This is a genomic window from Paenarthrobacter sp. PH39-S1, assembly GCF_030063245.1.
Lineage (GTDB): Bacteria > Actinomycetota > Actinomycetes > Actinomycetales > Micrococcaceae > Arthrobacter_M.
Genome location: NZ_JASISR010000011.1, coordinates 18,879 through 39,875, shown reverse-complemented (window position 1 = coordinate 39,875; position 20,997 = coordinate 18,879). Strand labels below are relative to the sequence as shown.

20 protein-coding genes and 1 pseudogene are annotated in these 20,997 nt (G+C 65.3%); 14 read left to right on the top strand and 7 right to left on the bottom strand.

The features are described from left to right. Window positions 1-64 precede the first annotated feature (64 nt). Window positions 65-2,065: an acyl-CoA dehydrogenase family protein gene (locus tag QMG52_RS08860; protein ID WP_283560049.1), complete on the bottom strand. Its 2,001-nt coding sequence runs from the start codon at window positions 2,063-2,065 to the stop codon at window positions 65-67. A 134-nt stretch (window positions 2,066-2,199) separates the two neighbouring features. On the opposite strand from QMG52_RS08860, the gene QMG52_RS08855 reads away from it, so the two are divergent. The 5 genes and pseudogenes from QMG52_RS08855 (at window position 2,200) to QMG52_RS08835 (ending at window position 6,553) form a co-directional block, all read left to right on the top strand. After that, window positions 2,200-3,315, top strand: a complete 1,116-nt coding sequence (locus tag QMG52_RS08855; RefSeq protein ID WP_283560048.1) for a serine hydrolase domain-containing protein — start codon at window positions 2,200-2,202, stop codon at window positions 3,313-3,315. Between the two features lie 46 nt (window positions 3,316-3,361). Next, a complete protein-coding gene (vapB, locus tag QMG52_RS08850) occupies window positions 3,362-3,643 on the top strand; it encodes a type II toxin-antitoxin system VapB family antitoxin (RefSeq protein ID WP_283560047.1) in 282 nt (93 codons plus the stop codon). Continuing rightward, window positions 3,643-4,086 (top strand): tRNA(fMet)-specific endonuclease VapC, encoded by a 444-nt coding sequence (vapC, locus tag QMG52_RS08845; RefSeq protein WP_283560046.1) that lies wholly within the window; start codon window positions 3,643-3,645, stop codon window positions 4,084-4,086. The genes vapB and vapC overlap by 1 nt, the downstream gene beginning before the upstream one ends. 22 nt (window positions 4,087-4,108) lie before the next feature. Continuing rightward, window positions 4,109-5,132, top strand: a pseudogene (locus QMG52_RS08840) (glutathione S-transferase family protein). 71 nt (window positions 5,133-5,203) lie between these two features. Beyond that, window positions 5,204-6,553, top strand: coding sequence for an MFS transporter (locus QMG52_RS08835; protein ID WP_502920478.1), 1,350 nt, complete (start codon window positions 5,204-5,206; stop codon window positions 6,551-6,553). A 64-nt stretch (window positions 6,554-6,617) separates the two neighbouring features. On the opposite strand, the gene QMG52_RS08830 is transcribed toward QMG52_RS08835, so the two are convergent. Then, window positions 6,618-6,779 (bottom strand): hypothetical protein, encoded by a 162-nt coding sequence (locus tag QMG52_RS08830; RefSeq protein ID WP_283560045.1) that lies wholly within the window; start codon window positions 6,777-6,779, stop codon window positions 6,618-6,620. 337 nt (window positions 6,780-7,116) lie between these two features. Between QMG52_RS08830 and QMG52_RS08825 the strand changes: the two genes are divergently transcribed. Beyond that, entirely contained in the window at window positions 7,117-9,417 is a 2,301-nt protein-coding gene (locus QMG52_RS08825) for an FdhF/YdeP family oxidoreductase (RefSeq protein ID WP_283560044.1), read from the top strand. A gap of 126 nt (window positions 9,418-9,543) precedes the next feature. Here the strand turns inward: QMG52_RS08825 and QMG52_RS08820 are convergent, their stop codons facing one another. Further along, the gene (locus QMG52_RS08820; protein ID WP_283560043.1) at window positions 9,544-9,861 is read right to left on the bottom strand and encodes a DUF6457 domain-containing protein; all 318 of its coding nucleotides are present in this window, start codon (window positions 9,859-9,861) and stop codon (window positions 9,544-9,546) included. Between the two features lie 104 nt (window positions 9,862-9,965). On the opposite strand from QMG52_RS08820, the gene QMG52_RS21925 reads away from it, so the two are divergent. Further along, the gene (locus QMG52_RS21925) at window positions 9,966-10,202 is read left to right on the top strand and encodes an SIP domain-containing protein (protein WP_349361679.1); all 237 of its coding nucleotides are present in this window, start codon (window positions 9,966-9,968) and stop codon (window positions 10,200-10,202) included. A gap of 69 nt (window positions 10,203-10,271) precedes the next feature. Here the strand turns inward: QMG52_RS21925 and QMG52_RS08810 are convergent, their stop codons facing one another. The 4 genes from QMG52_RS08810 to QMG52_RS08795 all read right to left on the bottom strand — a co-directional run bounded on the left by QMG52_RS08810 (window position 10,272) and on the right by QMG52_RS08795 (window position 13,426). Next, window positions 10,272-11,654 carry an MFS transporter gene (locus QMG52_RS08810; protein WP_283560042.1) on the bottom strand — a complete coding sequence of 461 codons (1,383 nt, stop codon included), beginning with the start codon at window positions 11,652-11,654 and terminating at the stop codon, window positions 10,272-10,274. A gap of 150 nt (window positions 11,655-11,804) precedes the next feature. Further along, the gene (locus QMG52_RS08805) at window positions 11,805-12,275 is read right to left on the bottom strand and encodes an EVE domain-containing protein (RefSeq protein WP_283560041.1); all 471 of its coding nucleotides are present in this window, start codon (window positions 12,273-12,275) and stop codon (window positions 11,805-11,807) included. Further along, window positions 12,269-13,078 carry a DUF7715 family protein gene (locus tag QMG52_RS08800; RefSeq protein WP_283560040.1) on the bottom strand — a complete coding sequence of 270 codons (810 nt, stop codon included), beginning with the start codon at window positions 13,076-13,078 and terminating at the stop codon, window positions 12,269-12,271. The genes QMG52_RS08805 and QMG52_RS08800 overlap by 7 nt, the downstream gene beginning before the upstream one ends. A gap of 111 nt (window positions 13,079-13,189) precedes the next feature. Beyond that, entirely contained in the window at window positions 13,190-13,426 is a 237-nt protein-coding gene (locus QMG52_RS08795) for a hypothetical protein (RefSeq protein WP_283560039.1), read from the bottom strand. A 493-nt stretch (window positions 13,427-13,919) separates the two neighbouring features. Here QMG52_RS08795 and QMG52_RS08790 point away from each other — a divergent pair, with 493 nt between their 5' ends. The 7 genes from QMG52_RS08790 (at window position 13,920) to QMG52_RS08760 (ending at window position 20,875) form a co-directional block, all read left to right on the top strand. Then, on the top strand, window positions 13,920-14,702 hold the full coding sequence (locus tag QMG52_RS08790) for an SGNH/GDSL hydrolase family protein (RefSeq protein ID WP_283560038.1): 783 nt from the start codon (window positions 13,920-13,922) through the stop codon (window positions 14,700-14,702). A 357-nt stretch (window positions 14,703-15,059) separates the two neighbouring features. After that, complete coding sequence (gene rpmB, locus QMG52_RS08785; protein WP_196397815.1) at window positions 15,060-15,296, top strand: 50S ribosomal protein L28; 237 nt, start codon at window positions 15,060-15,062, stop codon at window positions 15,294-15,296. Next, on the top strand, window positions 15,296-15,463 hold the full coding sequence (gene rpmG / locus QMG52_RS08780; RefSeq protein WP_196397816.1) for a 50S ribosomal protein L33: 168 nt from the start codon (window positions 15,296-15,298) through the stop codon (window positions 15,461-15,463). Before rpmB ends, rpmG begins: the two co-directional genes overlap by 1 nt. A 4-nt stretch (window positions 15,464-15,467) precedes the next feature. Continuing rightward, on the top strand, window positions 15,468-15,773 hold the full coding sequence (rpsN, locus tag QMG52_RS08775) for a 30S ribosomal protein S14 (RefSeq protein WP_283560037.1): 306 nt from the start codon (window positions 15,468-15,470) through the stop codon (window positions 15,771-15,773). A gap of 384 nt (window positions 15,774-16,157) precedes the next feature. Beyond that, on the top strand, window positions 16,158-16,445 hold the full coding sequence (locus tag QMG52_RS08770) for an HU family DNA-binding protein (RefSeq protein WP_283560036.1): 288 nt from the start codon (window positions 16,158-16,160) through the stop codon (window positions 16,443-16,445). Window positions 16,446-16,787: 342 nt separating this feature from the next. After that, on the top strand, window positions 16,788-18,860 hold the full coding sequence (locus QMG52_RS08765) for a bifunctional copper resistance protein CopD/cytochrome c oxidase assembly protein (protein ID WP_283560126.1): 2,073 nt from the start codon (window positions 16,788-16,790) through the stop codon (window positions 18,858-18,860). Further along, the gene (locus QMG52_RS08760) at window positions 18,860-20,875 is read left to right on the top strand and encodes an NHL domain-containing thioredoxin family protein (protein WP_283560035.1); all 2,016 of its coding nucleotides are present in this window, start codon (window positions 18,860-18,862) and stop codon (window positions 20,873-20,875) included. The genes QMG52_RS08765 and QMG52_RS08760 overlap by 1 nt, the downstream gene beginning before the upstream one ends. Window positions 20,876-20,997 lie beyond the last annotated feature (122 nt).

Below are 20,997 nucleotides of genomic sequence, written 5' to 3'. Positions count from 1 at the left end.
GTCCAAAAACTGCGACCTACTTGGGGAATAAGGGGCCGCTGGGGGCGGCGGGGCGGGACTGGGGTCAGCGGTATCTGCGGCGCTGGTTCTCCTTGCGGCTCGGGCCGGGGGCGGCGTCGGAGATCCACGGCCCGGTGCCCTCCGAGACGTCGATGATGCCGTGTTCAAGCCAGCCGAAATCGCCTGCCAGCACCTGCGACGCAAGCCGCCTGTCGCCGTCGTCCGTGTTATGCCACAGGTCCGTGAACAGCGCGTCGACGCGGAGCCGGGCCTGGCCGCAGAACGCATCGGCCAGCTCTATCGCGTACCGGCCCTGCACGGGATCCTTCACGCGCAGCATCTCCGCGCGGCTGCAGCAGGCCGCCATGGCGAACAACTCGGCGCCGATGTCCACGATCCGCCCGAGGAACGCCTGCTTGTATTCCAGCTTTGCCTGCCAGCGGCCCATCCCGTAAAAGGTCTGCCGGGCCAGCTTGCGGGATTCGCGTTCCACGTAGCGCAGGTGCTTCGCCAGCGGGCCGAACTCGTTGTAGGAGCGCGGATCCATGCCCCTTCCGACGGCCAGTTTGGGCAGCCACTTGGCGTAGAAACCGCTCGCGGCGACGGCGGCCTTGCCCTTGTCCTGCAGCGACGCGGTGGTGGAGGCCAGGTCACCTGCGGCGCTCAAATGCGCATCCACCGCTTCGCGGGCGATCAGCAGATGCATGATCTCTGTGGAGCCCTCAAAGATCCGGTTGATGCGCATATCGCGCAGCAACTGCTCGGCCGGAACAGCGCGCTCACCCCGGGCCGCTAGCGACGCCGCCGTCTCGTAGCCGCGGCCGCCGCGGATCTGCACCAGCTCGTCGGCACACCGATAAGCCATCTCCGAGGACCACAGTTTGGCCAGGGCGGCCTCGATGCGGACGTCCTTCATACCCGAATCGGCCAGTTCCGCGGAGAGTTCGAACACCGCTTCAAGGGCAAAAGCGGTGGCGGCCAGGAAGGCGATCTTCTTGCCCACGGCCTCGTGCTCGCCCACGGGTTTGCCCCACTGCGTGCGGGCATTGGACCACTCGCGGGCGATCTTCAGGGTCCACTTTCCGGTCGCGGCGCACATCCCGGGGATGGACAGCCGGCCGGTGTTCAGCGTGGTCAGCGCAATCTTCAGCCCCTGGCCCTCACGGCCGAGCCGGTTTGCTACCGGGATGTGCACCTGATGGAAACGCGTCACGCCGTTCTCGATGCCGCGCAGGCCCATAAAAGAATTGCGGTTTTCAACCGTGACGCCGGGGGTGTCCGCCTCCACCACGAAAGCCGTGATGCCGCCCTTGGCCTGTGTTCCGTCCGGCAGTGTGTGCCGGGGCACGGTGGCCATCACCACCACGATTTCGGCGATGACCCCGTTGGTGGTCCAGAGTTTAACGCCGTCGACCACATACTCGGAGCCGTCCTCGCTGAGCACGGCGGTGCAGCCCATCCGCGCCGGGTCAGAACCCACATCCGGCTCGGTCAGCAAAAACGCGGTTATGGCGCCGGCGGCACAGCGGGGCAGGTACTCCCTTTTCTGCTCCTCGGTGCCAAAGACCTTCACCGGTTCCGGCACGCCAATGGACTGATGCGCGGAAACCAGCGCGCCAAATGACGGGTGGACGGAACCGAGCAGCTGAAGCGCCCTACCGTAATACGTCAGGGAAAGGCCCAGGCCGCCATATTCACGGGGAATCTTCATGCCAAAGACGCCCAGTTCGGTCAACCCGGCGAGGTATTCATCCGGGATCAGCGCGTCCCGTTCGATCCGGGCGGAGTCCAGCGTTTCACAGTAGGTTCGCAGCCGTCCCAGGAATTCTCCGCCGCGCTTCGTGTCGTCCGCCGTGGGCTCCGGGTGCGGATGGATCAGGGCGATGTCGAAGCTGCCCAGGTAGAGCCCCCTGGCGAAGCTCGGCCGGGTCCAGCTGGTCTCACGCGCATCCTCGGCCACCTTCCGCGCGTCCTGCTCGGTGACTTTCGGGCCAGGGTTTTCAGGGGAGTGGTTTTCCGAAGCCGGGTAGGTTCCTGCGCTTGCGTTGTCAGCCTTGATGCTCATGGTGGCCCTTTCGCCGCCCCGTTGTTGCAGAGCCTGCCCGGGTGGGAACCCGACGGGGTGTGACCCATGCTACTCGCGGGTAGCTTGGGAAGCCATGGGCGCGGCGCGAACCATGGCGACATAGGCTGGAGGGCATGACTAAGCGCGCCCGAGGGTTTGCCGCCCCAATGTTCGACGCCGTCCGCGACCTTATGGATTACCTCCTCGCCGCCGATCCCCGGTACAGTGCGCAGCTGGCCGTCTATCACGAGGGTGCCAAAGTCGTCGACCTGCACGGCGGCCCGGACATTGCCGCTGACTCCGTCACCGGGGTGTATTCCTGTTCCAAAGGCGCCAGCGCGCTCGCATTCAGTCTGCTGGTCCAGGACGGCCTGGTGGACCTGGATGCTGCCGTTACCCGGTACTGGCCCGAATTTGGCAGCCACGGCAAAGACACGCTTACCGTCCGCCAGCTGTTGAGCCATCAGGCCGGCGTCGTGGGCGTACCGGGCGGTTTCAGAATGGATGAATACAACGATTCGGCCGCCGTTGCCGCCCGGCTGGCCGACGCGGTCCCGTATTGGCGTCCGGGTACCGCCTTTGGGTATCACGCGCTGACCATGGGCGTGCTGCTGGAGGAGCTCTGCCGACGGGTCACCGGCGGCACGCTGCAGGCGTTGTACGAGGAACGGATCCGGGATCCATTTGCCGTGGATATGTTTCTGGGGCTGCCGGAGGGCCAGGAACCTCGCTTCCGGAACGTGCTCTTCGACGAGGACCCCCGTGCGCCCTTCGTGGACCCGGCCGGCATCCTGGGCAGCTCGGCCAACATGTCGGCGGGCAATCTGCTGGCGCTGCCGAACATGCGGTCCATCCGCGCCGCGGGCAGCAGCAGCGGCGCCGGGGTGGGTTCCGCCGTCGGGCTGGCGAGGTTGTATGCGGCCGCCAGTACAGGGGTCGACGGCGGCGCGCCGTTCCTGACGCCGCAGACCATTGCGGTGATGAGCCAGGAGCAGGTCTGGGGCGCCGACCGTGTGTTCAGCGAGCTCGGCGCGTTTGCCGTGGTGTTCATGAAATCCCACGCGCGGATGGATTTCGGCAGTGCGCAGGCGTTCGGGCACGACGGCGCCAACGGGGCTTTGGGGTTTGCGGACCCGGCGTACGGGGTCGGTTTCGGCTACGTTCCCCAGCGCGTCGAGGAGGGCGGAACGGCCGGCCGGGGAATGCAGCTGAGCATCGCCGTCCGGAAGGCCCTGCTCGGCCTGAAATAAAGCCTAACCGGGGTTACCGATCGCGTTTTGCCGTTCGTCCGGAAGAATGCCGTGGGAATTTCCGCGGCACGTGTCCAGATACACGGCAATCTGGAGCAGCCTTGGAACGAAGATCTTCAGAAGTAATCAATCTCAGGCAGTCCGGCTGCCGAAGGCCCTGGAGATGCCGCCGTCGGTCCGGGAGGTTTCCATTCTGGCGCAGGGAAAGACGCGAATCATCGCTCCGGTGGATATGGTCTGGAATAGCTGGTTTGACGGACCGGCGGTGTCTGCGGATTTCCCGGCCCACCGAGAGCAGCCGCCGCAGCCCGAGCGTGAAGGTCTTTAATGCTGCGTTACCTGCCGGACACCTACACGGTGATCTTTATTCTCAAAAACAGGCCGGCGTACCTGCGGGAGAAGTTCAATGGGCTCAGCGGAACATTGGCGACGTCAACCGCGGTGCTCTCGGAACTCATCTACGGGGCCGAATGCCCGGCCACGCTTGAGGCGAACATCGCAATCATTGAAGGGTTCACGGCAAGGCTCGAGCTACTGTCCTTTGATGACGCTGCCGCCTACCACTGTGGTCAGATTCGCGGCCAACTGTGCAAAGCGGGAACTCCCATTGGTTCATATGACCTTATGATTGCCGGCCATGCCTGCTCCCGGGGTCTGACCGTTGTCACCAATAATGTTTGGGAATTTGGCCGGGTGCCAGGGCTTCAGGTGGAGGACTGGCTGGCGGCGGAACAGCAGCACGTCCATGGTGGCGGGCCCTCGGATTGCTGACGGAATCGGCCTAAGCTGGTCCATGAGCACAAACACCTATGTCACCGGTGGCCAAGAGTACACCCGCGACACCAATTACATTGAGGACCGGATTCTCCGCGGTGGCGACGATCCGGAGGCCGGCCGGTGGCCGGTAAAGCCGGGTCCGCTACCGTCTGATCGCCGCCCGCGCTTGCCCTTGGGCCAACCGGACGGTGATCGTCCGACGGCTGCTGGGCCTGGAGGACGTTATTTCCCTCGGCCAACCGGGTCCCGCCCATGATGTGCGCAGTTGGACCTTTGACCTGGATCCGGACGGACAAGACCCGGTGCTGGGCATTGAGCGGATCCAGGACGCCTATTTCAAGCGCTTCCCCGGCTATCCGCGCGGCATCACCGTACCCGCCGTCGTCGACGTTCCCTCCGGCGCCGTGGTCACCAACAACTTTCCGCAGATCACGCTGGACTTTTCCACCGAGTGGACCGACTACCAGCGCGACGGCGCCCCCCGGCTCTATCCCGAAGAGCTGCGCGAAGAGATCGATCAGGTCAACAAGCGGGTCTTCACCGAAGTCAACAACGGCGTCTACCGCTGCGGCTTTGCCGGCTCCCAGGAAGCCTACGAGGATGCCTACGATCGGCTGTTCACTGCGTTGGACTGGCTGGAGGAGCGGCTGGCCGCGCAACGCTTTCTGGTGGGGGAGACGATTACCGAAGCGGACGTGCGGCTCTTCACGACACTGGCGCGCTTTGACGCGGTCTATCACGGGCATTTCAAATGCAACCGGAACAAGCTCACCGAGATGCCCGCTCTCTGGGGCTACGCCAGGGACCTGTTCCAGACCCCTGGCTTCGGTGACACGATCGATTTCCAGCAGATCAAGCAGCACTACTACATGGTGCACACGGACATCAATCCCACGCAGATCGTGCCCAAGGGCCCGGACACGTCCGGTTGGCTGACCGCGCACGGGCGGGAAAAGTTGGGTGGCCGGCCGTTCGGGGATGGGACTGCACCCGGACCCGTGAAGGCAGGCGAGGAAGTGGCACTGGGGCACGGAGCATGAGCCGGGGGGCCTTCCCCGGGCGACGCGTTCGCACAAGTCCCGTTACCGCGAACTGACGTTACTTCGATACGATCGGGACGGTGAACACCACCGCTCCGGAGTCCGACCTGCCACCGGAACCACCCGCTGAACCGCTCCGTGGGCCGGCTGATCTCCGGAGAGTTCCTGGGCATGCCGCCGCGAAGCTCCTGCTGGACCCCGAGGCGGACGAGGTCCCCGCCGCGGATCCCACCCGCGTCACGGGCCGCCGCAGCCTGCTGTACATCGCGACCTGCCTGATCCTGGTGGGGCTGAACCTGCGCACGGTTTTTTCCAGTTTTGCGGCGGTGCTGACGGAAATCACCGCGGCCACGGGACTGCCGCCGCTCCTGGTCACCCTGCTGACCACGGTTCCGGTGACCTTCCTGGGCCTCTTTGCGCCGTTGGCTCCCGGCCTGGCGCGGCGTTTCGGCGCGGAGCGGACTCTGCTGGGCGCCATGATCGTGCTCACGCTGGGGCTGACCGGGCGCGGCCTGGGGGCGGTGCCGGCCATGCTGGCCGGTACGTTCGCCGCCGGAGCTGCCATCGCCGTCGTCAACGTCTTGATGCCAGGCCTGGTAAAGCGGGATTTCCAGCACCGGCTGGGCCTGATGAGCGGGCTGTACACCATGTCCATCTGCGGCGCCGCAGCCCTTGGCGCCGGCTTCACGCACCCGCTCTATGAGGCCACCGGGTCGTGGCAGACCGCCCTCGGTTTCTGGGCCCTGCCGGCGGCGGCGGCCGCGCTGCTGTGGGCACCCATCGCGGTGCGTCAGCGGCATGCGCGGCGCGGGCGGATCGCGGCCGGTCCGAGCGTGTGGCGCTCGCCGCTGGCCTGGCAGGTCACCTTGTTCATGGTCTTCCAGGCGATGATGTCCTTTTCCGTCTTCGCCTGGCTGGCGCCGACCCTGCGCGAGCGGGGGGTGGACGGCGGCACCCCAGGAACCATCGTGGCCGTGTCGATCGTGCTGCAGATGGCCGGCTCGCTGCTGGCCCCCGCGCTGGCCGTCAGACTGCGGCGCCAGCGCGGCGTCAACGTGGTGGTGGCGCTGATGACCGGCACCGGCTTCGCCCTGAGCATCTTTGGCCCGCCGGGCGGCATCTGGATCTGGACCGGGCTGCTGGGGCTGGGTCAGGGGAGTCTGACCGCCGCGGCGCTGACCATGATTGTGCTGCGGACCCGGGACGCGCACACCGCCGCGCACCTGTCCGGCATGATGCAGGGCGTGGGCTACGGTGTTGGGTCCACCGGCACACTGCTGGTGGGCTGGCTGCACGCGGCCACCGGAAGTTTTGCGCCGGCCGGCTTCATGTTCCTGACGATCGGGGTGCTGTGCGCCCTGTTCGGCTGGCGTGCCGGCCAGCCGCGGTTCGTGGAGGACGACGGCGCCAGAACGGTTTAAGCCCCCCAGGGCCCCCGCGCGCTGTGACGAACGGGAGCGCATCAACTTAAAGCGCGTTATGGTCCTACCACCCGGCGTCGACGTGGAGCGGGGCACAGAAATAGGACAGCCAGGTCAGGTCGCGCCATGTGTTCCCAGTGACCTGGACTCCGCGGGCCATCTGCGGCGATACCCGGACCTCCAGTGCTGCCGCGGCGGCGCCAAGCGCTTCCAGACTATGGTGCATATTAACGACCGCTTGTTCTACCGCCGCTTCGTTCGCGGCCTCCCGAAATACGGTGCCAGAGCGCGACCCTCCCTTGTTTCCGTAGCTGCACCGTACGGCGTGAAATTGTCGAGAGGAAGGGAACAGACTCAGACGAGGCAATGAGGGCTCCTGCGATTCGCCAGGCGGCCCTTTTCGATGTGCCGCAGCGCAGTCCTACTCGTAATTCCCGCCCGCCGGAAATTGCAGGATCGCTTGCGGCCCCTCCCAATAACTGTTAGGCCTTAGATAGGTGCGCGCAGCCGCCGCTCGTCCCACCGTCGGGACACGCCGTCGTTAGTGAAGGGAAGTGCCCCCAATGGCCCGCAAAAATCCCCAGGTCGAGGACGAAGACGAAAGCCAGATCGAGGTCGGCAAGCCGAAAACCTGGGCTGCTGGCCTGCCCGGCGTCCTTCATTCGATGGGCCCCGCGCTGAAGGATATGGGAGTGAACAGGAGCCGGAAAACCCTGCTGGCGATGAACCACCGGGACGGCTTCGACTGCATGAGCTGCGCGTGGCCGGATCCGGACCACCGCAAGGCCTTTGAATTCTGCGAGAACGGGGCCAAGGCGGTCACCTGGGAGGCCACCCCCATCACCGTTGACTCGGACTTCTGGGCGCAGAATCCGGTGAGCGAGCTCCGCACCAAGTCGGAGTACTGGCTGGGACAGCAGGGCCGCCTCACCCAACCGGTCTACAAGCCCGCCGGCAAGGACCACTACCAGCCGATCAGCTGGGATGAAGCGTTCAAAATCATCGCCGCGAAGCTGAACAGCCTGGACTCCCCGGACGAGGCCTCGTTCTACACCAGCGGGCGTACCTCCAACGAGGCGGCGTTCAGCTACCAGCTGTTCGTGCGCGCCTTCGGCACCAACAACCTGCCGGACTGCTCCAATATGTGCCACGAATCCACCGGCTGGGCTATGGGACAGACGCTGGGCATCGGCAAAAGCACCATCGCCTACGACGACTTCGGCAAGGCCCAGCTGATCATCGTCATGGGCCAGAACCCCGGCACCAACCACCCGCGTATGCTCACCGCGCTGGAGGAGGCCAAGAACAACGGCGCGCAGATCGTCGCCGTAAACCCGCTTCCCGAGGCCGGCCTTCGGCGCTACAAGAACCCGCAGGAGGTCAAGGGGATCATCGGGTCCGGGACCGAGATGGCTGACCAGTTCCTGCAGATCCGCCTCGGCGGGGACATGGCGCTGCTGCAGGCTCTCTGCAAGCGGGTCCTGGATGCGGAGGACGCGAAGCCGGGTACGGTGCTGGACCATGACTTTATCAAGGAGCACTGCCAGGGGCTGGAGGAACTGAAGGCGCACTTGACCCGGTTGGACGAGGGCGCGGTGTTGGAGGCGACGGGCCTGCGCCGGGAGGAGATCGACGAGCTGGCGGACCGGTACCTGCAGGCGGACCGGGTCATCATCACCTGGGCGATGGGACTCACCCAGCAGAAAAAGGGGGTGGCTGCCATCAAGGAGGTCATCAACCTGCTCCTGCTGCGCGGCAACATCGGCAAGCCCGGCGCCGGCGCTTCCCCGATCCGCGGGCACAGCAACGTCCAGGGGGACCGGACGATGGGCATCTGGGAGCAGATGCCGCCGGCCTTCCTGGACGCGCTGGAGAAGGAGTTTCGTTTCAATCCGCCCCGCGAGCACGGCACCGACGCGGTGCAGACCATTGAGAAGATGCGCGACGGCGGCATGAAGGTTTTCGTGGCCATGGGCGGGAACCTGGTGGGTGCGATTTCCGACAGCACCGTGGCCGAGGCGGCGATGGAAAACCTGGACATGAGCGTGCAGATTTCGACGAAGCTCAACAGGTCGCACACGGTGGTGGGCCGGGAGGCGCTGATCCTGCCCACCATGGGCCGGACGGAAATCGACCGGCAGGCCAGCGGCATTCAGTTTGTTTCGGTGGAGGACACGGTCTGCGCGGTGCACCCGTCCTGGGGCAAGGTGGAACCGGTGGCGCCGAACCTGCTCTCCGAGGTGGCCATCGTGTCTCGGCTGGCCCAGGCGACGCTGGGGGACAAGGTGGCGGTGGACTGGGCCGGATTCGAGCGGGACTATGACCTGATCCGGGAGCACATTTCGCACGTGGTGGGCGGCTGCGAAAACTACAACGAACGCATCCGCCAGGACGGCGGCTTCGTGCTCGCGAACGGGCCGCGGGATTCCCGGACTTTCCACACACCCACCGGCAAGGCCGTGTTCACGGTGAACGACCTGGAGCACGTCGACTGCCCACCGGGGCGGCTGATCCTGCAGACCATGAGGTCGCACGACCAGTTCAACACGACCATCTACGGCCACAACGACCGCTACCGGGGGATCAAGAAGGGCCGGCAGGTGGTGTTCGTGAACCCTGAAGACCTTGCCGCACTGGGCCTGGCGGACGGCCAGTACGTTGACGTGCACGGCGAGCACCACGACAACCAGGAGCGGGTGCTGCGCAACTACCGGCTGGTCTCCTACCCCACGGCCAGGGGATGCGCTGCCGCGTACTACCCGGAGGCGAACGTGCTGGTGCCGCTGGACAGTGTGGCCGACGGAAGCAACACTCCGGTCTCCAAACATGTCATTGTGCGGCTGGAGCCCACGTCAGCTGGCTGACGGCAGCGGCGACGGCAACGGCGACGGCAACGGACGGCGCGCGCGGACTGACTGCGGCTGACGGGCGACGGGGAGGTGGTTGACGGGCGACGGCGGGAGGGTGGCCTTCCGTAATTTGTCGGCGCGCTACTGCGCCGTGCCGGCCCATCCTTCCGTGTCGGGGCCGCCGGGCGTTCCGTCCTCACACAGCTTCAGGGCGGTGTCGACGGCGGACCTCACCGCAGCCTGCGGGTCGACATGGCCGCTGGTGGCAGCCAGCGCCGCGGCATAGCCGACGACGAAGGTGCTGATGGGGCCTGCGGAGGGACCCACCGACCGGCCGGACTCATCGGCCAGCCGGAGAATCAATTTCTGGTCGACCTCCAAATCCAAAATCTGCAGCGCCTGAGAGAGTCGATGGCCCCAATGGGCCAGAGCCTGCTCCTCGTCGTCGTGGTCAGTCATCGCTGCTCCTTTGTCTGGTTCGGTACCTTTTGTTCTCGTGAAGGACCTTCCGCGGTCCGACCCGCACAAGACCCTGCCCTCAAGGAATAGCATCCGAGGCGGCATTGCACAACGCTTCTCCTTCGCTCCTTCCGGGCGAGAGGTCACCTGGGAGCGGGCGCGACGGCGCCGGAGTAGGGAGCGGCGGGACTGCGCTCGGGCTGAGAGCAGGCGCAGCGATCGCTGGTGAAGCCGGGATGGTGCGCGAGCTGCACCGGTATTTGGTCCGCAATGCAGGCGTCCAGCCCGATCGCGTGGCATCCATGGGTTACTGGCGGCTCGGCAAGGCCGAGCACGCCTGAGGTGTTTCAAGTGCTGAGCCGCGCCAATCGCTTGAGCTGCGCAAAATGCGCTGAGGCCCCGTAGGGATCTTAGCCGGCACGCCGGGCGGCCAGTCCCGCGGCGAGGGCCAGCAGCGCGGCGACGCCAAATGCCACGGCGAAACCAGCCTCCGGATTGACCAGCAGGGCGGCAAAGACTGCACCCACCGCACCCAGCACGGCGGCGGTGGTCAGCGTCTCGTTCAACTGCAGGGCGGAAGCATTGCTTCCCTGGTCCGCGGGCGGCGACTGCTCCAGCACCAGGACGGACTGCGTCGGGTAGGCCATACCCATCCCTAGCCCGGCGAAGGCCCAGCCCAGCCACGCGATCCACACGGGCGTGGTCGGCAGCACCACCAGGGCGCAAATCACCACGCCCAGCAGGATTCCCAGCGCCCCGAGCATCAGCCGGCCATGCGGTGCCACGACGCCGCGGCCGGCAAACCAGGAACCGGTGAACCAGGTAATGCCACCTACGGTGAGCGATAGCCCGGCAAGCCACGCCGGCAGCCCGCGCTGCTGAATCATCAGCAGCGGCAGATACACATCGCCCAGCGTGAACGCGGTGCCAATCAGCGCGCGCATCAGGATCAGCGAGGGCATGCCGCGTCGTGAACGCCAGGTTCCCTGCGGCAGCAATCTGGGTACGGCGAGAATCAGGACGACGACGGCAACGCTGAGTTCCACGGGCCACCAGGGTTGCGTGCGCTGGGCTGCGTTCCCCAGGACCAGCACTGCGACGGCAGATGCAAGGGCCCAGCCGGGCCGACGCCATACCGGAGCAAGCCGCAGTTGGGGAATGCGCAGTTGGGGCACGCCCCAACGATGAAGCCTGATCCGGGACACCGTAGCGCGGGTCGGAGCGGTCATGTTCATACCGCGGGTGCCGGAGCGGACCAGTGCCACGGCGAAGACGGCCAGGAAGGGAACGGAGACGAACACCCAGCGCCAGCCGAACTGATCAGTCACAGCTCCGCTGATCGCAGGCCCGACAATTGAAGGCAGCACCCAGGCGGCAGCAAGCGCGGCAAACATCTTAGCCCGCAGGGCGGCCGGGAAAACGCGGGCAATCACCACATACAGGGCCACGCCCTCCAGCCCGGCGCCCAGACCCTGAATGGCGCGCCCTGCCACGAGGACTTCCATGGTGGGCGCGGCGGCAGCCACCAGCAGGCCCAGGCAATCCACCGCGATGCCTGCCATCAGGGGCACGCCCGGCCCGGAGTGGTCAATCCATGGCGCCGCGAAGGCCATCGCGACCACGGAGGTCGCCATGGTGACAGCAAAGGCCAGGCCGTAGAGTGGAAAGCCCTGCAGTTCCTGCGCTGCCCGGGGCATCGCCGTGGTGATGGCGGAGACGGAATACGCGACGAGAAAGGCCAGACTGAACAGGCCCACCGTCGCCTTGCGGTACTTGGTTCCCCAAATGCCCACCCGCGAGATTTCCGCCTTTTGCCCTGCACCCTTTTGCCCTGCACCCTTTTGTTCTGGGACCTGTTGCTTTGGCCGGGCCCTGCGGATCAGCACGTGGTCGGTGTCGCGGAGTTAGGATTCACTCCTCTATCATCGTCCGTCACCAAGCCCTCAGCCCTCGCTATCCTGATCGGGATGCTTCCATGACTGCGGCTGCGGTTTTCCGCTGGCGACATTGAGCATGGCCGCATGAATCAGAATAAAGTCCTCCTCGGCCAGGGGGATCACACCTCGACGCAGTGCGTAGCCCCAGTTCTTCTCCTGCGTTAGCTGCAGGCGTGGCTTGAGCGCCTGTAGCGGCACCGGCGCACCGTCGTCGTATGTCACCCGCCGCCGCCACGGCTGGAACTGGCCTTCGTCGGCCTGCCACGGGTCGCCGTCGGCTATCCGTCCCACGGCGGTGAAGGCTTGCAGCATCAGGCCGTCCAGCAGGCTGGTTCGGGGTGAGTAATAAACAAGGCCATCGCCGGGGAGCATCCGGCGAAACGCTCCCGGTTTGCCATGATCGACCTGCGCAATCCCCAGCTGTACGCCCCGGGCCACGTGGTCCGCGCTGACTACACCTAACCAGTAATTCAGCACGGCCGGCGCCTCTCGATAAAGGGAATGGATGACGGTCTGCTGGCCCGGAGCAGCATGTGCGGGTCCGCATCAATCTCATCCAGCAGCTCGGCGACCTGCACACTGCGGGGCAGCGTGGCATAGCTGTGCCACTGGTTCATTCCACTGGTCCACAACAGCTGCCACTCTCCAGAACTGCCCAAATACCGTAGCCGGGCGGCAGGCCTGTACGTCCACGTGAATTCCTCACCAGGACGGTTGGAGGGCCATAAACGGTACTCCAGCAGGGTCACGTCCCGGCCCCTTGCCAGAACGTCGATAGGGAAACCGGATCCGTCAGTCTCGCGTACCTTGGCCGCGCATCTGGTTCTAATAACCAGTAGATCGGCGTCGGGGATCGTGTGAACCGATGGTGCGATATTAGGGTCGGCGCCGTTGATGGGGTGAAACAGCGCCCGGCGGGCGAATTGATCCAGGCGCCGTTCGATGACGGAGCCGAACGGCCAGTACGAGGCCAGTTCCAGGAGACCGTTGGACAGATCGGTTACCCCGTCTGTCGGATATCCCTGGTCCTTTATTCCGCTCCGTAACGCCTCTGTATAGTTCCGCGCGGTGGCGTCGGGCACATCGGTGACCCTCGCCGTCGTCGTCGCGTGTTGCGAGACCAGGCCGGCAAACCGCCGGCCGCAGCCGCACGGCCCGTCGGGATCCTTCCGGTCTGCGGCGCACGGCGGAAGGATAAATACCAGTTCACCTTCGACGGCGAAGCAATAGTCGTTCTGCCGCTCACCCTGGGTCAGGGCAGTGGCAACGAGTAGTTTCATGACAGCCTCCTTGGTAGTGGTACCAAGTGGTCTATCAGCTGGCTCGGACATTCACGGTTTCACCGGCGGCTGAAGGGTGTCGGCTTCGTCCCGGAAGGTGGCGGCAGGCCTCTAGGCGTTAGTTGGAGCGGCGCTCTCAGCGCTCTCAGCGCTCTCCCGCTCGACGAATTCTTCGTCAATTTCATAGTGCCGGAACTCCGTCTCCGGGTTCGGTTCGCCAACCACGACATATTCGCGGTCAAGCTGGCGCTGTATCTGGCTGTCGAGGATCTGCAGTTTCTTGTCCGCGATCTTGTCGAGATTTTCGGGAAACGCGTCGTTCGGGGTGAGGCGCAGGTTGGTGGGCATGAGGTGCTCTCTATGTCAAGGATCTCCGGAGAGGTCGGTTTGGGATCCGGCCGGATTCGGCGGTTGCCACCAATCGTAACCGCAGCTGAACCGGAGTGGGGGCCGCGAAGGGTGACGGTTAAATCGAAGCGCTGAAGCTGCTCGGGCGGCCGGGAAGGTGAAACTGTTGTCGGCCGCCCTCGGTGTGCATCCGCTGATCTCGTCGTCGGCCGCTGGATGCGCACCAAGAGCTCCCGCGCTGGAACCGTCTCAAGGCCGGCAACCGCTGCCTACACGAACAGAGACCCCCCCCGTTTCGGGGAACCTTCCGGCCTGCCGCTGGCGGCGGTCTGCTGCAGGAAACCAGCGCGTAACGCATCCCGGAACCCGACTCGGTGCGCGGGTAGCTGCTCCTGAACGGGGTACAAGGGGAACGGGGTTCGGCGGCACCTTCCAAGCCAGGGTGGTATTGATCATAGGATTAGGTATCCAGTTCCCCGAGACGGAGGTAAGTGTGGAATTTACGGCGAAATACGTGGCACTCGGGGATTCTTTCACCGAAGGCATGGGTGACACCGATCCGGTGCTGCCACACGGTTGCCGCGGTTGGGCGGACCGGGTGGCGGAACAGCTCGCCAAGTCCTTCGCGCCCGGTGAACCTGGTCTCGGGTATGCAAATTTGGCCATCCGCGGGAAGAAAATGCGGCAGGTACTGAGTGAACAGATCGATGCCGCCGTGGTGCTGGGCCCCACTCTTGTCAGTATCTACGCCGGAGCCAATGACATTCTGCGGCCCAAAGTCGACATCGACGCACTAATGGGGGATTACAGCCGCGGCATCGCCAAACTCCGCGCCACCGGTGCTGCGGTGCTGATGTTCACCGGCTTCGATTCCAAGGCCTCCGGGGTTTTCGGGAAAACCCGGGGGCGGACCGCGATTTATAACGAGCTGGTGCGGGAGGTAGCCGATAAGCACGACGCGTTGACGGTGGACTACTGGCGTTTTGATGAATACGACGACCCGCGAATGTGGAGCGTGGATCGCATGCACATGTCCACGCCGGGACACATTAATATGGCCCGGCGGGTGCTGGCTGTGCTGGACCGGGAATCCGTGGTGGAAGTCCCGGAACTGGAGCCTCTGCCGGTGCTCAGCCGGTTGAAGGTGGCCGCGGCCAATGCCCAATGGGCGCGCGAATACGTGGGACCGTGGATTAGCCGGCGGCTGCGTGGCGTCTCCTCCGGCGACGCCCTGAGTCCGCGGTGGCCGGAACTTCACACGCCCCCAGCATCCTGACCCACACGCCACCCAATTCCCAGCACCTCAGGCACATCCGTCGGGGAGGAAGACGTCGTAATGCGGCCCCGAAGAAGTATCTGCTGCTCAGCCGGCGGCACCGGGGGCGGACTAGCGGGGCGACCGACCGATTGGTCTTAATCCGCCCCAGCTCATAGAATGGACAGGCGTCAGGTGGCGCGGAGCGTGCGCAATTGCTCCGGTTGCCGGGATTCATCTCCCGGAGGCCGGTAGTTAGGGGCTCAAGTTGCGCGGAATCGCCATTACCTCGGCTGCTTCGGTTGCCGGCCAGGGACGCCCCTGAACGCATTTCATGGCGGGTAAAACCGCTGAACATTCATTTTTTGGAGGATAGTCATGGCAGCTCACTGCCAAGTGACTGGAGCCGAGCCGGGCTTTGGGCACAGCATTTCGCACTCGCATCGACGCAACAAGCGTCGGTTCGATCCGAACATTCAGAAGAAGCGCTACTGGGTTCCGTCCCTGCGCCGCAATGTCACCCTGACCCTTTCGGTCCGTGGCATCAAGACCATCGACGTGCGCGGTATTGACGCCGTCGTCGCGCAGATCCAGGCACGCGGGGTGAAGCTCTAATGGCAAAAGACAGGGACGTACGTCCGATCATCAAGCTCAAGAGCACCGCGGGTACCGGTTTCACTTACGTCACCCGCAAAAACCGTCGTAACGACCCGGACCGTCTGGTTCTGAAGAAGTACGATCCCAAGATCCGCCAGCACGTCGAATTCCGAGAGGAGCGCTAAACATATGGCTAAGAAGTCAATGATTGCAAAGAACGAACAGCGTAAAGTCATCGTTGAGCGTTACGCCGCCAAGCGCCTCGAGTTGAAGAAGACTCTGGTCGACGCGAACGCCACCGACGAGGCCCGCGAGGCCGCACGTCTGGGCCTGCAGAAGCTTCCGCGCAACGCATCGCCGGTGCGTCTGCGCAACCGCGACACGATCGACGGACGGCCCCGTGGCACGCTCCAGAAGTTCGGTATCTCCCGTGTCCGTTTCCGCGACATGGCACACCGGGGCGAGCTGCCCGGCATCACCAAGTCCAGCTGGTAATCAGCGGCGCTTGCAGAAACTGACGTTCCATCGTGAAGGGGCGGCGGCCATTGTGGCCGCCGCCCCTTTGCCTGTCCGGCTGCGGTGGGAGTGGGCAGGAGGCACGACGACGGCGGAGGGCTGCCGTTGTCGGCAGCGGGGCCGCACCCGGGCCGCCGTCGACCTGCGGCGTCCTGCACCGAACCGCCGTCGTCGCCCGGCATCGGCCGGGAAAAGATTGGCTCTGAGCGGAAATTCCGTCAAAACATCCGGGAAATCGCTGAAATCGGCCAAATTCCGGGGAAATCACCGTGTCCGCGGGGGCAGAAATGGTATGTTCGCTAACAGTGGTTGGCACGCAACCGGCGTGCAAGCTTCATCCATCCCACGTCCAGGAGGACATACATGGCTAAGAATCGTAGTGAATTGGTTGCAGAGGTCGCGGCCAAGGCTGACACCAGCCAGACCGCAGTGAACGCTGTGCTGGACGCCCTTTTCTCGGTTTTCGAGAGTTCCGTCGCCTCGGGCGAGAAGATCACCATCCCGGGTTGGTTGGCCGTTGAGCGCACCGACCGCGCCGCACGCACGGGCCGCAACCCGCAGACCGGCGAGGCCATCCAGATCGCCGCCGGCCACAGCGTCAAGCTGACCGCAGGCTCTAAGCTCAAGGCTGCCGTCTCCACCAAGAAGTAGTCTTCGCATGGTTTCGTAAAGCATTGCCGGAGGGTGGCTGCCGCAAGGTGGCCGCCCTTCGCCGTCACGCGGACTCTTCCCTCCCAACTAGGTAGCAGCACCTGCACTCATAACGTGGTTTGAGTGCAGGTGCTGCTACCTAGTTGGGAAGGAGCCGACGGCGGCTGGCTTCCCCCGGCGCTAGTTCGCGTAAGGCAAGCAAGCGCGGATTCGCGTAAGGCAAGGGAGCGCGGATTCGCGCAAGCCAAGGGGGTGCCGGAGAATGGATGTGTGCCAGTAACCACCGCTCCCCAGAAAACCCCTTCCACGCATGGCTCAGCGGCCGCAGCGGGGATCCGAAGCATGTGGCTGCTGGGCGGCGGCGGCGCCGCACTGCTGGCCCTGGTGATCGCCCTGATCTTTTCCGGCGCGGCCGCTGCCAAGGCACTGGTGGATCCGGGGGCTTTGACCCGGTGGGGATTACCGGTTTCCCTGACCATCCATAACCTTTCGATTGCCGCGGTAATTGGCGCGCTCATTTTCGCGGTGGTGCTGCTGCCCAAGGAACTCAAACCCACGCGGTCCAGCCCCGCGGCACGGGCCGCCCGGAGCACCCGGGATGCGCCGTACCCTCCTGCGCCCGAGCACCCCGCCTTTACCCGTGCCATGACCCTGGCCGCCGGGGCCGGAGCCCTCTGGACCATCTCCGCGGCGGCGGTGCTTATCTTCACCTATTCGGACATCGCGGGCCTGCCGATTTCAGGAACCGGCGATTACTCGAACCAGTTGGTCTACTTCATGACGGACCAACCCACCGGCCAAGCCTGGCTCTCCATCTGCATCTTCGCCGCCGTCGTCACGACGCTTTGTTTCGGAATCCGTTCGCAGACCGGATTGGGCCTGACCCTGGTGCTGGCCCTTCTCGGGCTCGTGCCGCAGGCGCTGATCGGCCACTCCTCGAGCGGCTCGGACCACGAGGGCGCGGTGAATTCCCTGCTCCTGCACATCATCGGAGTTGCTCTCTGGGTGGGCGGCATCATCGCGCTGGCCGCGGTGTCGGGCAAGCTGGGCCAGCTGACCGCACCGGTACTGAAACGGTTCTCCGCCCTGGCGCTGGCGTGTTTCTTCGTCGTTTTCGCCTCCGGTGTCATCAACGCGGCCATTCGCGTGACCAGCTGGGACTCCCTCTTCTCCTCTTCCTACGGCCAGCTGATCATGGCCAAAACCGTCGCCATCATCGTGCTCGGCAGCATCGGCTACATGCACCGGTCCTGGATCATCCCCCGGCTGGAGAGCGGCACGTCCGGCAAGCAGGCGCTGTCCGCCACCCGGGTGCTCTGGCAACTGATCCTTGGTGAGCTGATCATTATGGGAGCCACCAGTGGAATCGCGGTGGCGTTGAGCCGGTCCGCTCCGCCGCAGCCCACCAGCTTCGCCCCTGACGCCACCCCGGCGGTCATCCTCAGCGGATACCCGTTGCCGCCGGAATTGACTTTTTCCCGCTGGTTCAGCCAGTGGCGGCTGGACTGGCTCTGGATAGCCTTTGTGCTGGTCAGTACGGCGTTCTACGTATCCGCGGTGCTCAAGCTCCGCCGGCGCGGAGACAAATGGCCCGTGCCGCGGTTGATCTGCTGGCTGATCGGCATGGCGTCGCTGGTTTACATCACGTCCGGCGGCCCCGCGGTATACGGCCGAGTTCTCTTCAGCGCGCACATGGTGGACCACATGGCGCTGATGGTGGTGGCACCCCTGTTTATGGTGCTGGCAGCCCCCGTCTCGCTGGCCCTGAAAACCTTGGTCCCGCGCGGCGATGGCAGCCGGGGCGCCCGCGAGTGGATACTGGTGATTGTCCACTCCAGGTTCTCGAAGCTCGTAACTCACCCGCTTTTCGCGGCAGCCAACTTTGCCGGCAGCCTCGTGCTTTTCTACTACTCGGGCGCCTTCGGCTACGCCATGCGGGACCACATCGGACACGAGCTGATGATTCTGCACTTCACCCTGACCGGTTACGTCTTCATACTGACCATGATCGGCATCGATCCGCTGCCCCGCCGGGCCCCCTACCCGCTGCGCCTGTTGCTGCTCCTGGCCACCATGGCCTTCCACGCATTCTTCGGTGTGACGCTGATGAGCTCCACGGCCTTGTTGGCCGGGGACTACTTCGGGAACATGGGTCGCAACTGGGGTGCCTCCGCGATTGCCGATCAGCAGGCCGCCGGAGCCATCGCCTGGGGAATCGGTGAGGTGCCCACGCTGCTGGTCGCCCTGGGCGTTGCGGTGATGTGGTCCCGATCGGATGAGCGCGAGACCAAACGCAAGGACCGTGCGGCGGACCGGAATAATGACGCAGACCTGAGTGCTTACAACGATATGTTTGCCGGGCTGGCCCACCGGGACAGTAGCGTGCACGACGCCAAGCAGGGAGAACAACGATAGTGGATGCACCAGTAGGAACCGCACCGCACCTGAGAATCAGGGCCTCCGAGCTGCAGGGCCGCGGCTGGCTGAATACCGGCGGAAAAACACTCGGGCTGGAGCAGCTGCGCGGCAAGATCGTGCTGCTGGATTTCTGGACGTTTTGCTGCATCAATTGCCTGCACGTAATCGACGAGCTGCGGCCGCTGGAGCAGGAATACTCCGACGTGCTGGTCACCGTTGGTGTTCACTCGCCCAAATTTGAACATGAGGCCGACCCGGTGGCCCTCGCCGCCGCCGTCGAACGCTATGAAATCCGCCACCCCGTGCTCGATGATCCGGAGCTGCTCACTTGGCAGGCCTACGCTGCCCGCGCCTGGCCCACCTTGGTGGTCATCGATCCGGAGGGCTACATCGTGGCGCATCTTTCCGGTGAGGGACACGCGGCCGGGTTGGCGACGCTGATTCCGGAGCTGATCGCGGAGCATGAGGCCAAGGGCACGCTGCACCGTGGCGACGGCCCGTACGTTGCCCCGGCGCCGACGTCGGGCGCCCTGCGCTTCCCCGGCAAGGTCCTCCCGCTGCCCAATGGCCGATTCCTGGTCTCCGATACCGGACATCACCGGCTGGTGGAGCTCGGCCCGGACCTGCAGAGCGTGCGGCGGACCATCGGCTGCGGCGTGAAGGGGCATGCCGACGGCACGGCCGAGACCGCGCAGTTCAATGAGCCGCAGGGCCTGACGCTGCTCCCGGATGCGGTCGCCGCCCAGGCCGGGTACGACGTGGTGATCGCCGATTCCGTGAACCACCGATTGCGCGGCGTGCGGCTGAGTGACGGATCCGTGCGGACGCTGGCCGGAAACGGTGTGCAGCGGTTGCTGGAGGGCGGCCCGGCCCGCGTGGACGACGACGGCGCCGCACTGACGGGCGGCGATCTGGGCTTGTGTCCGCTGGAGGTCGCGCTGTCATCCCCCTGGGACGTTGTCTGGTCGGCGGCGCTTAACCGTGTAGCCGTGGCGATGGCCGGCGTGCATCAGATCTTTGGTTTCGACCCGGCGACCGGCCAGGTGACCATCGTGGCGGGCAACGGTCTGGAGGGGCTGCTGGACGGCCCTGCCGGTCAGGCCTGGTTTGCTCAGCCGTCCGGCCTCGCGGAGGCACCGGATGGCAGCATTTGGGTGGCCGATTCGGAAACGTCCGCGCTGCGGGTGCTGCGGTTCGCGACTCCGCCCCCCGCGCAACTAGGTAGCAGCACCGGCACGAATGAGCCCGCTAACGTGCCGAAAGTGCGACCTGGTTGGGAAGGTGCCGCAGGGGAGGTCGCGGTGGAAACCGCCGTCGGCACCGGACTCTTCGACTTCGGCTTCCGAGACGGAGCCGCGGAGCAGGCACGCCTGCAGCACCCGCTGGGCGTCACCGTGCTCCCGGACGGTTCGGTCGCCGTCGCGGACACCTACAACGGCGCTGTCCGGCGTTTCGACCCGGTCGCCGGGACACTGAGCACCCTTGCCCGCGGGCTCGCAGAGCCTTCCGATGTGCTGCTCGACAGCAGCGGCGACATCCCGCTGCTGATTGTGGTGGAAGCCAACCGGCACCAGCTGGTCCGGTTGCCGGTCCCCAAGGAAGCCCAGCAGGTCGACGAGGGTGCCGCGCAGACGCAGCGTCCCAAGACGCCGGTGGCACCCGGCGCGCTGGCCCTGCAGGTGCGCTTTTCCGCACCGACGGGACAGAAGCTGGACGACCGCTGGGGCGACCCGACGCAGCTGAAGGTCTCCTCCACACCGCCTGATCTGCTAACGGCGGGCGGCGGCACTTCGATTGGTCTGCACCGTACGCTGACACTTTCAGCCGACGTCCCTGAGGGGGTCCTGCATATCACAGCTCGGGCGGCGGCCTGCGACGGCCCGGAAACGGCCGACGGACAGATCCCAGACCACGCAGCCTGCCACCTGTACCAGCAGGATTGGGGCATTCCGGTACTGCTGGACGCCTCCGGCGACACCGGGCTGACGCTTGATCTGCTCGGAATGGACTAAGGGCTCGCTGCGACGCCATGCCCGTTCGGTGCATGCCCGTTCGGTGCATCGCCCGGTCGGTGCCTCGCCGAGAAGGTCGCGCATTGCCAAGAGGGTTGCACATTGCCGATAGGGTCGCATAG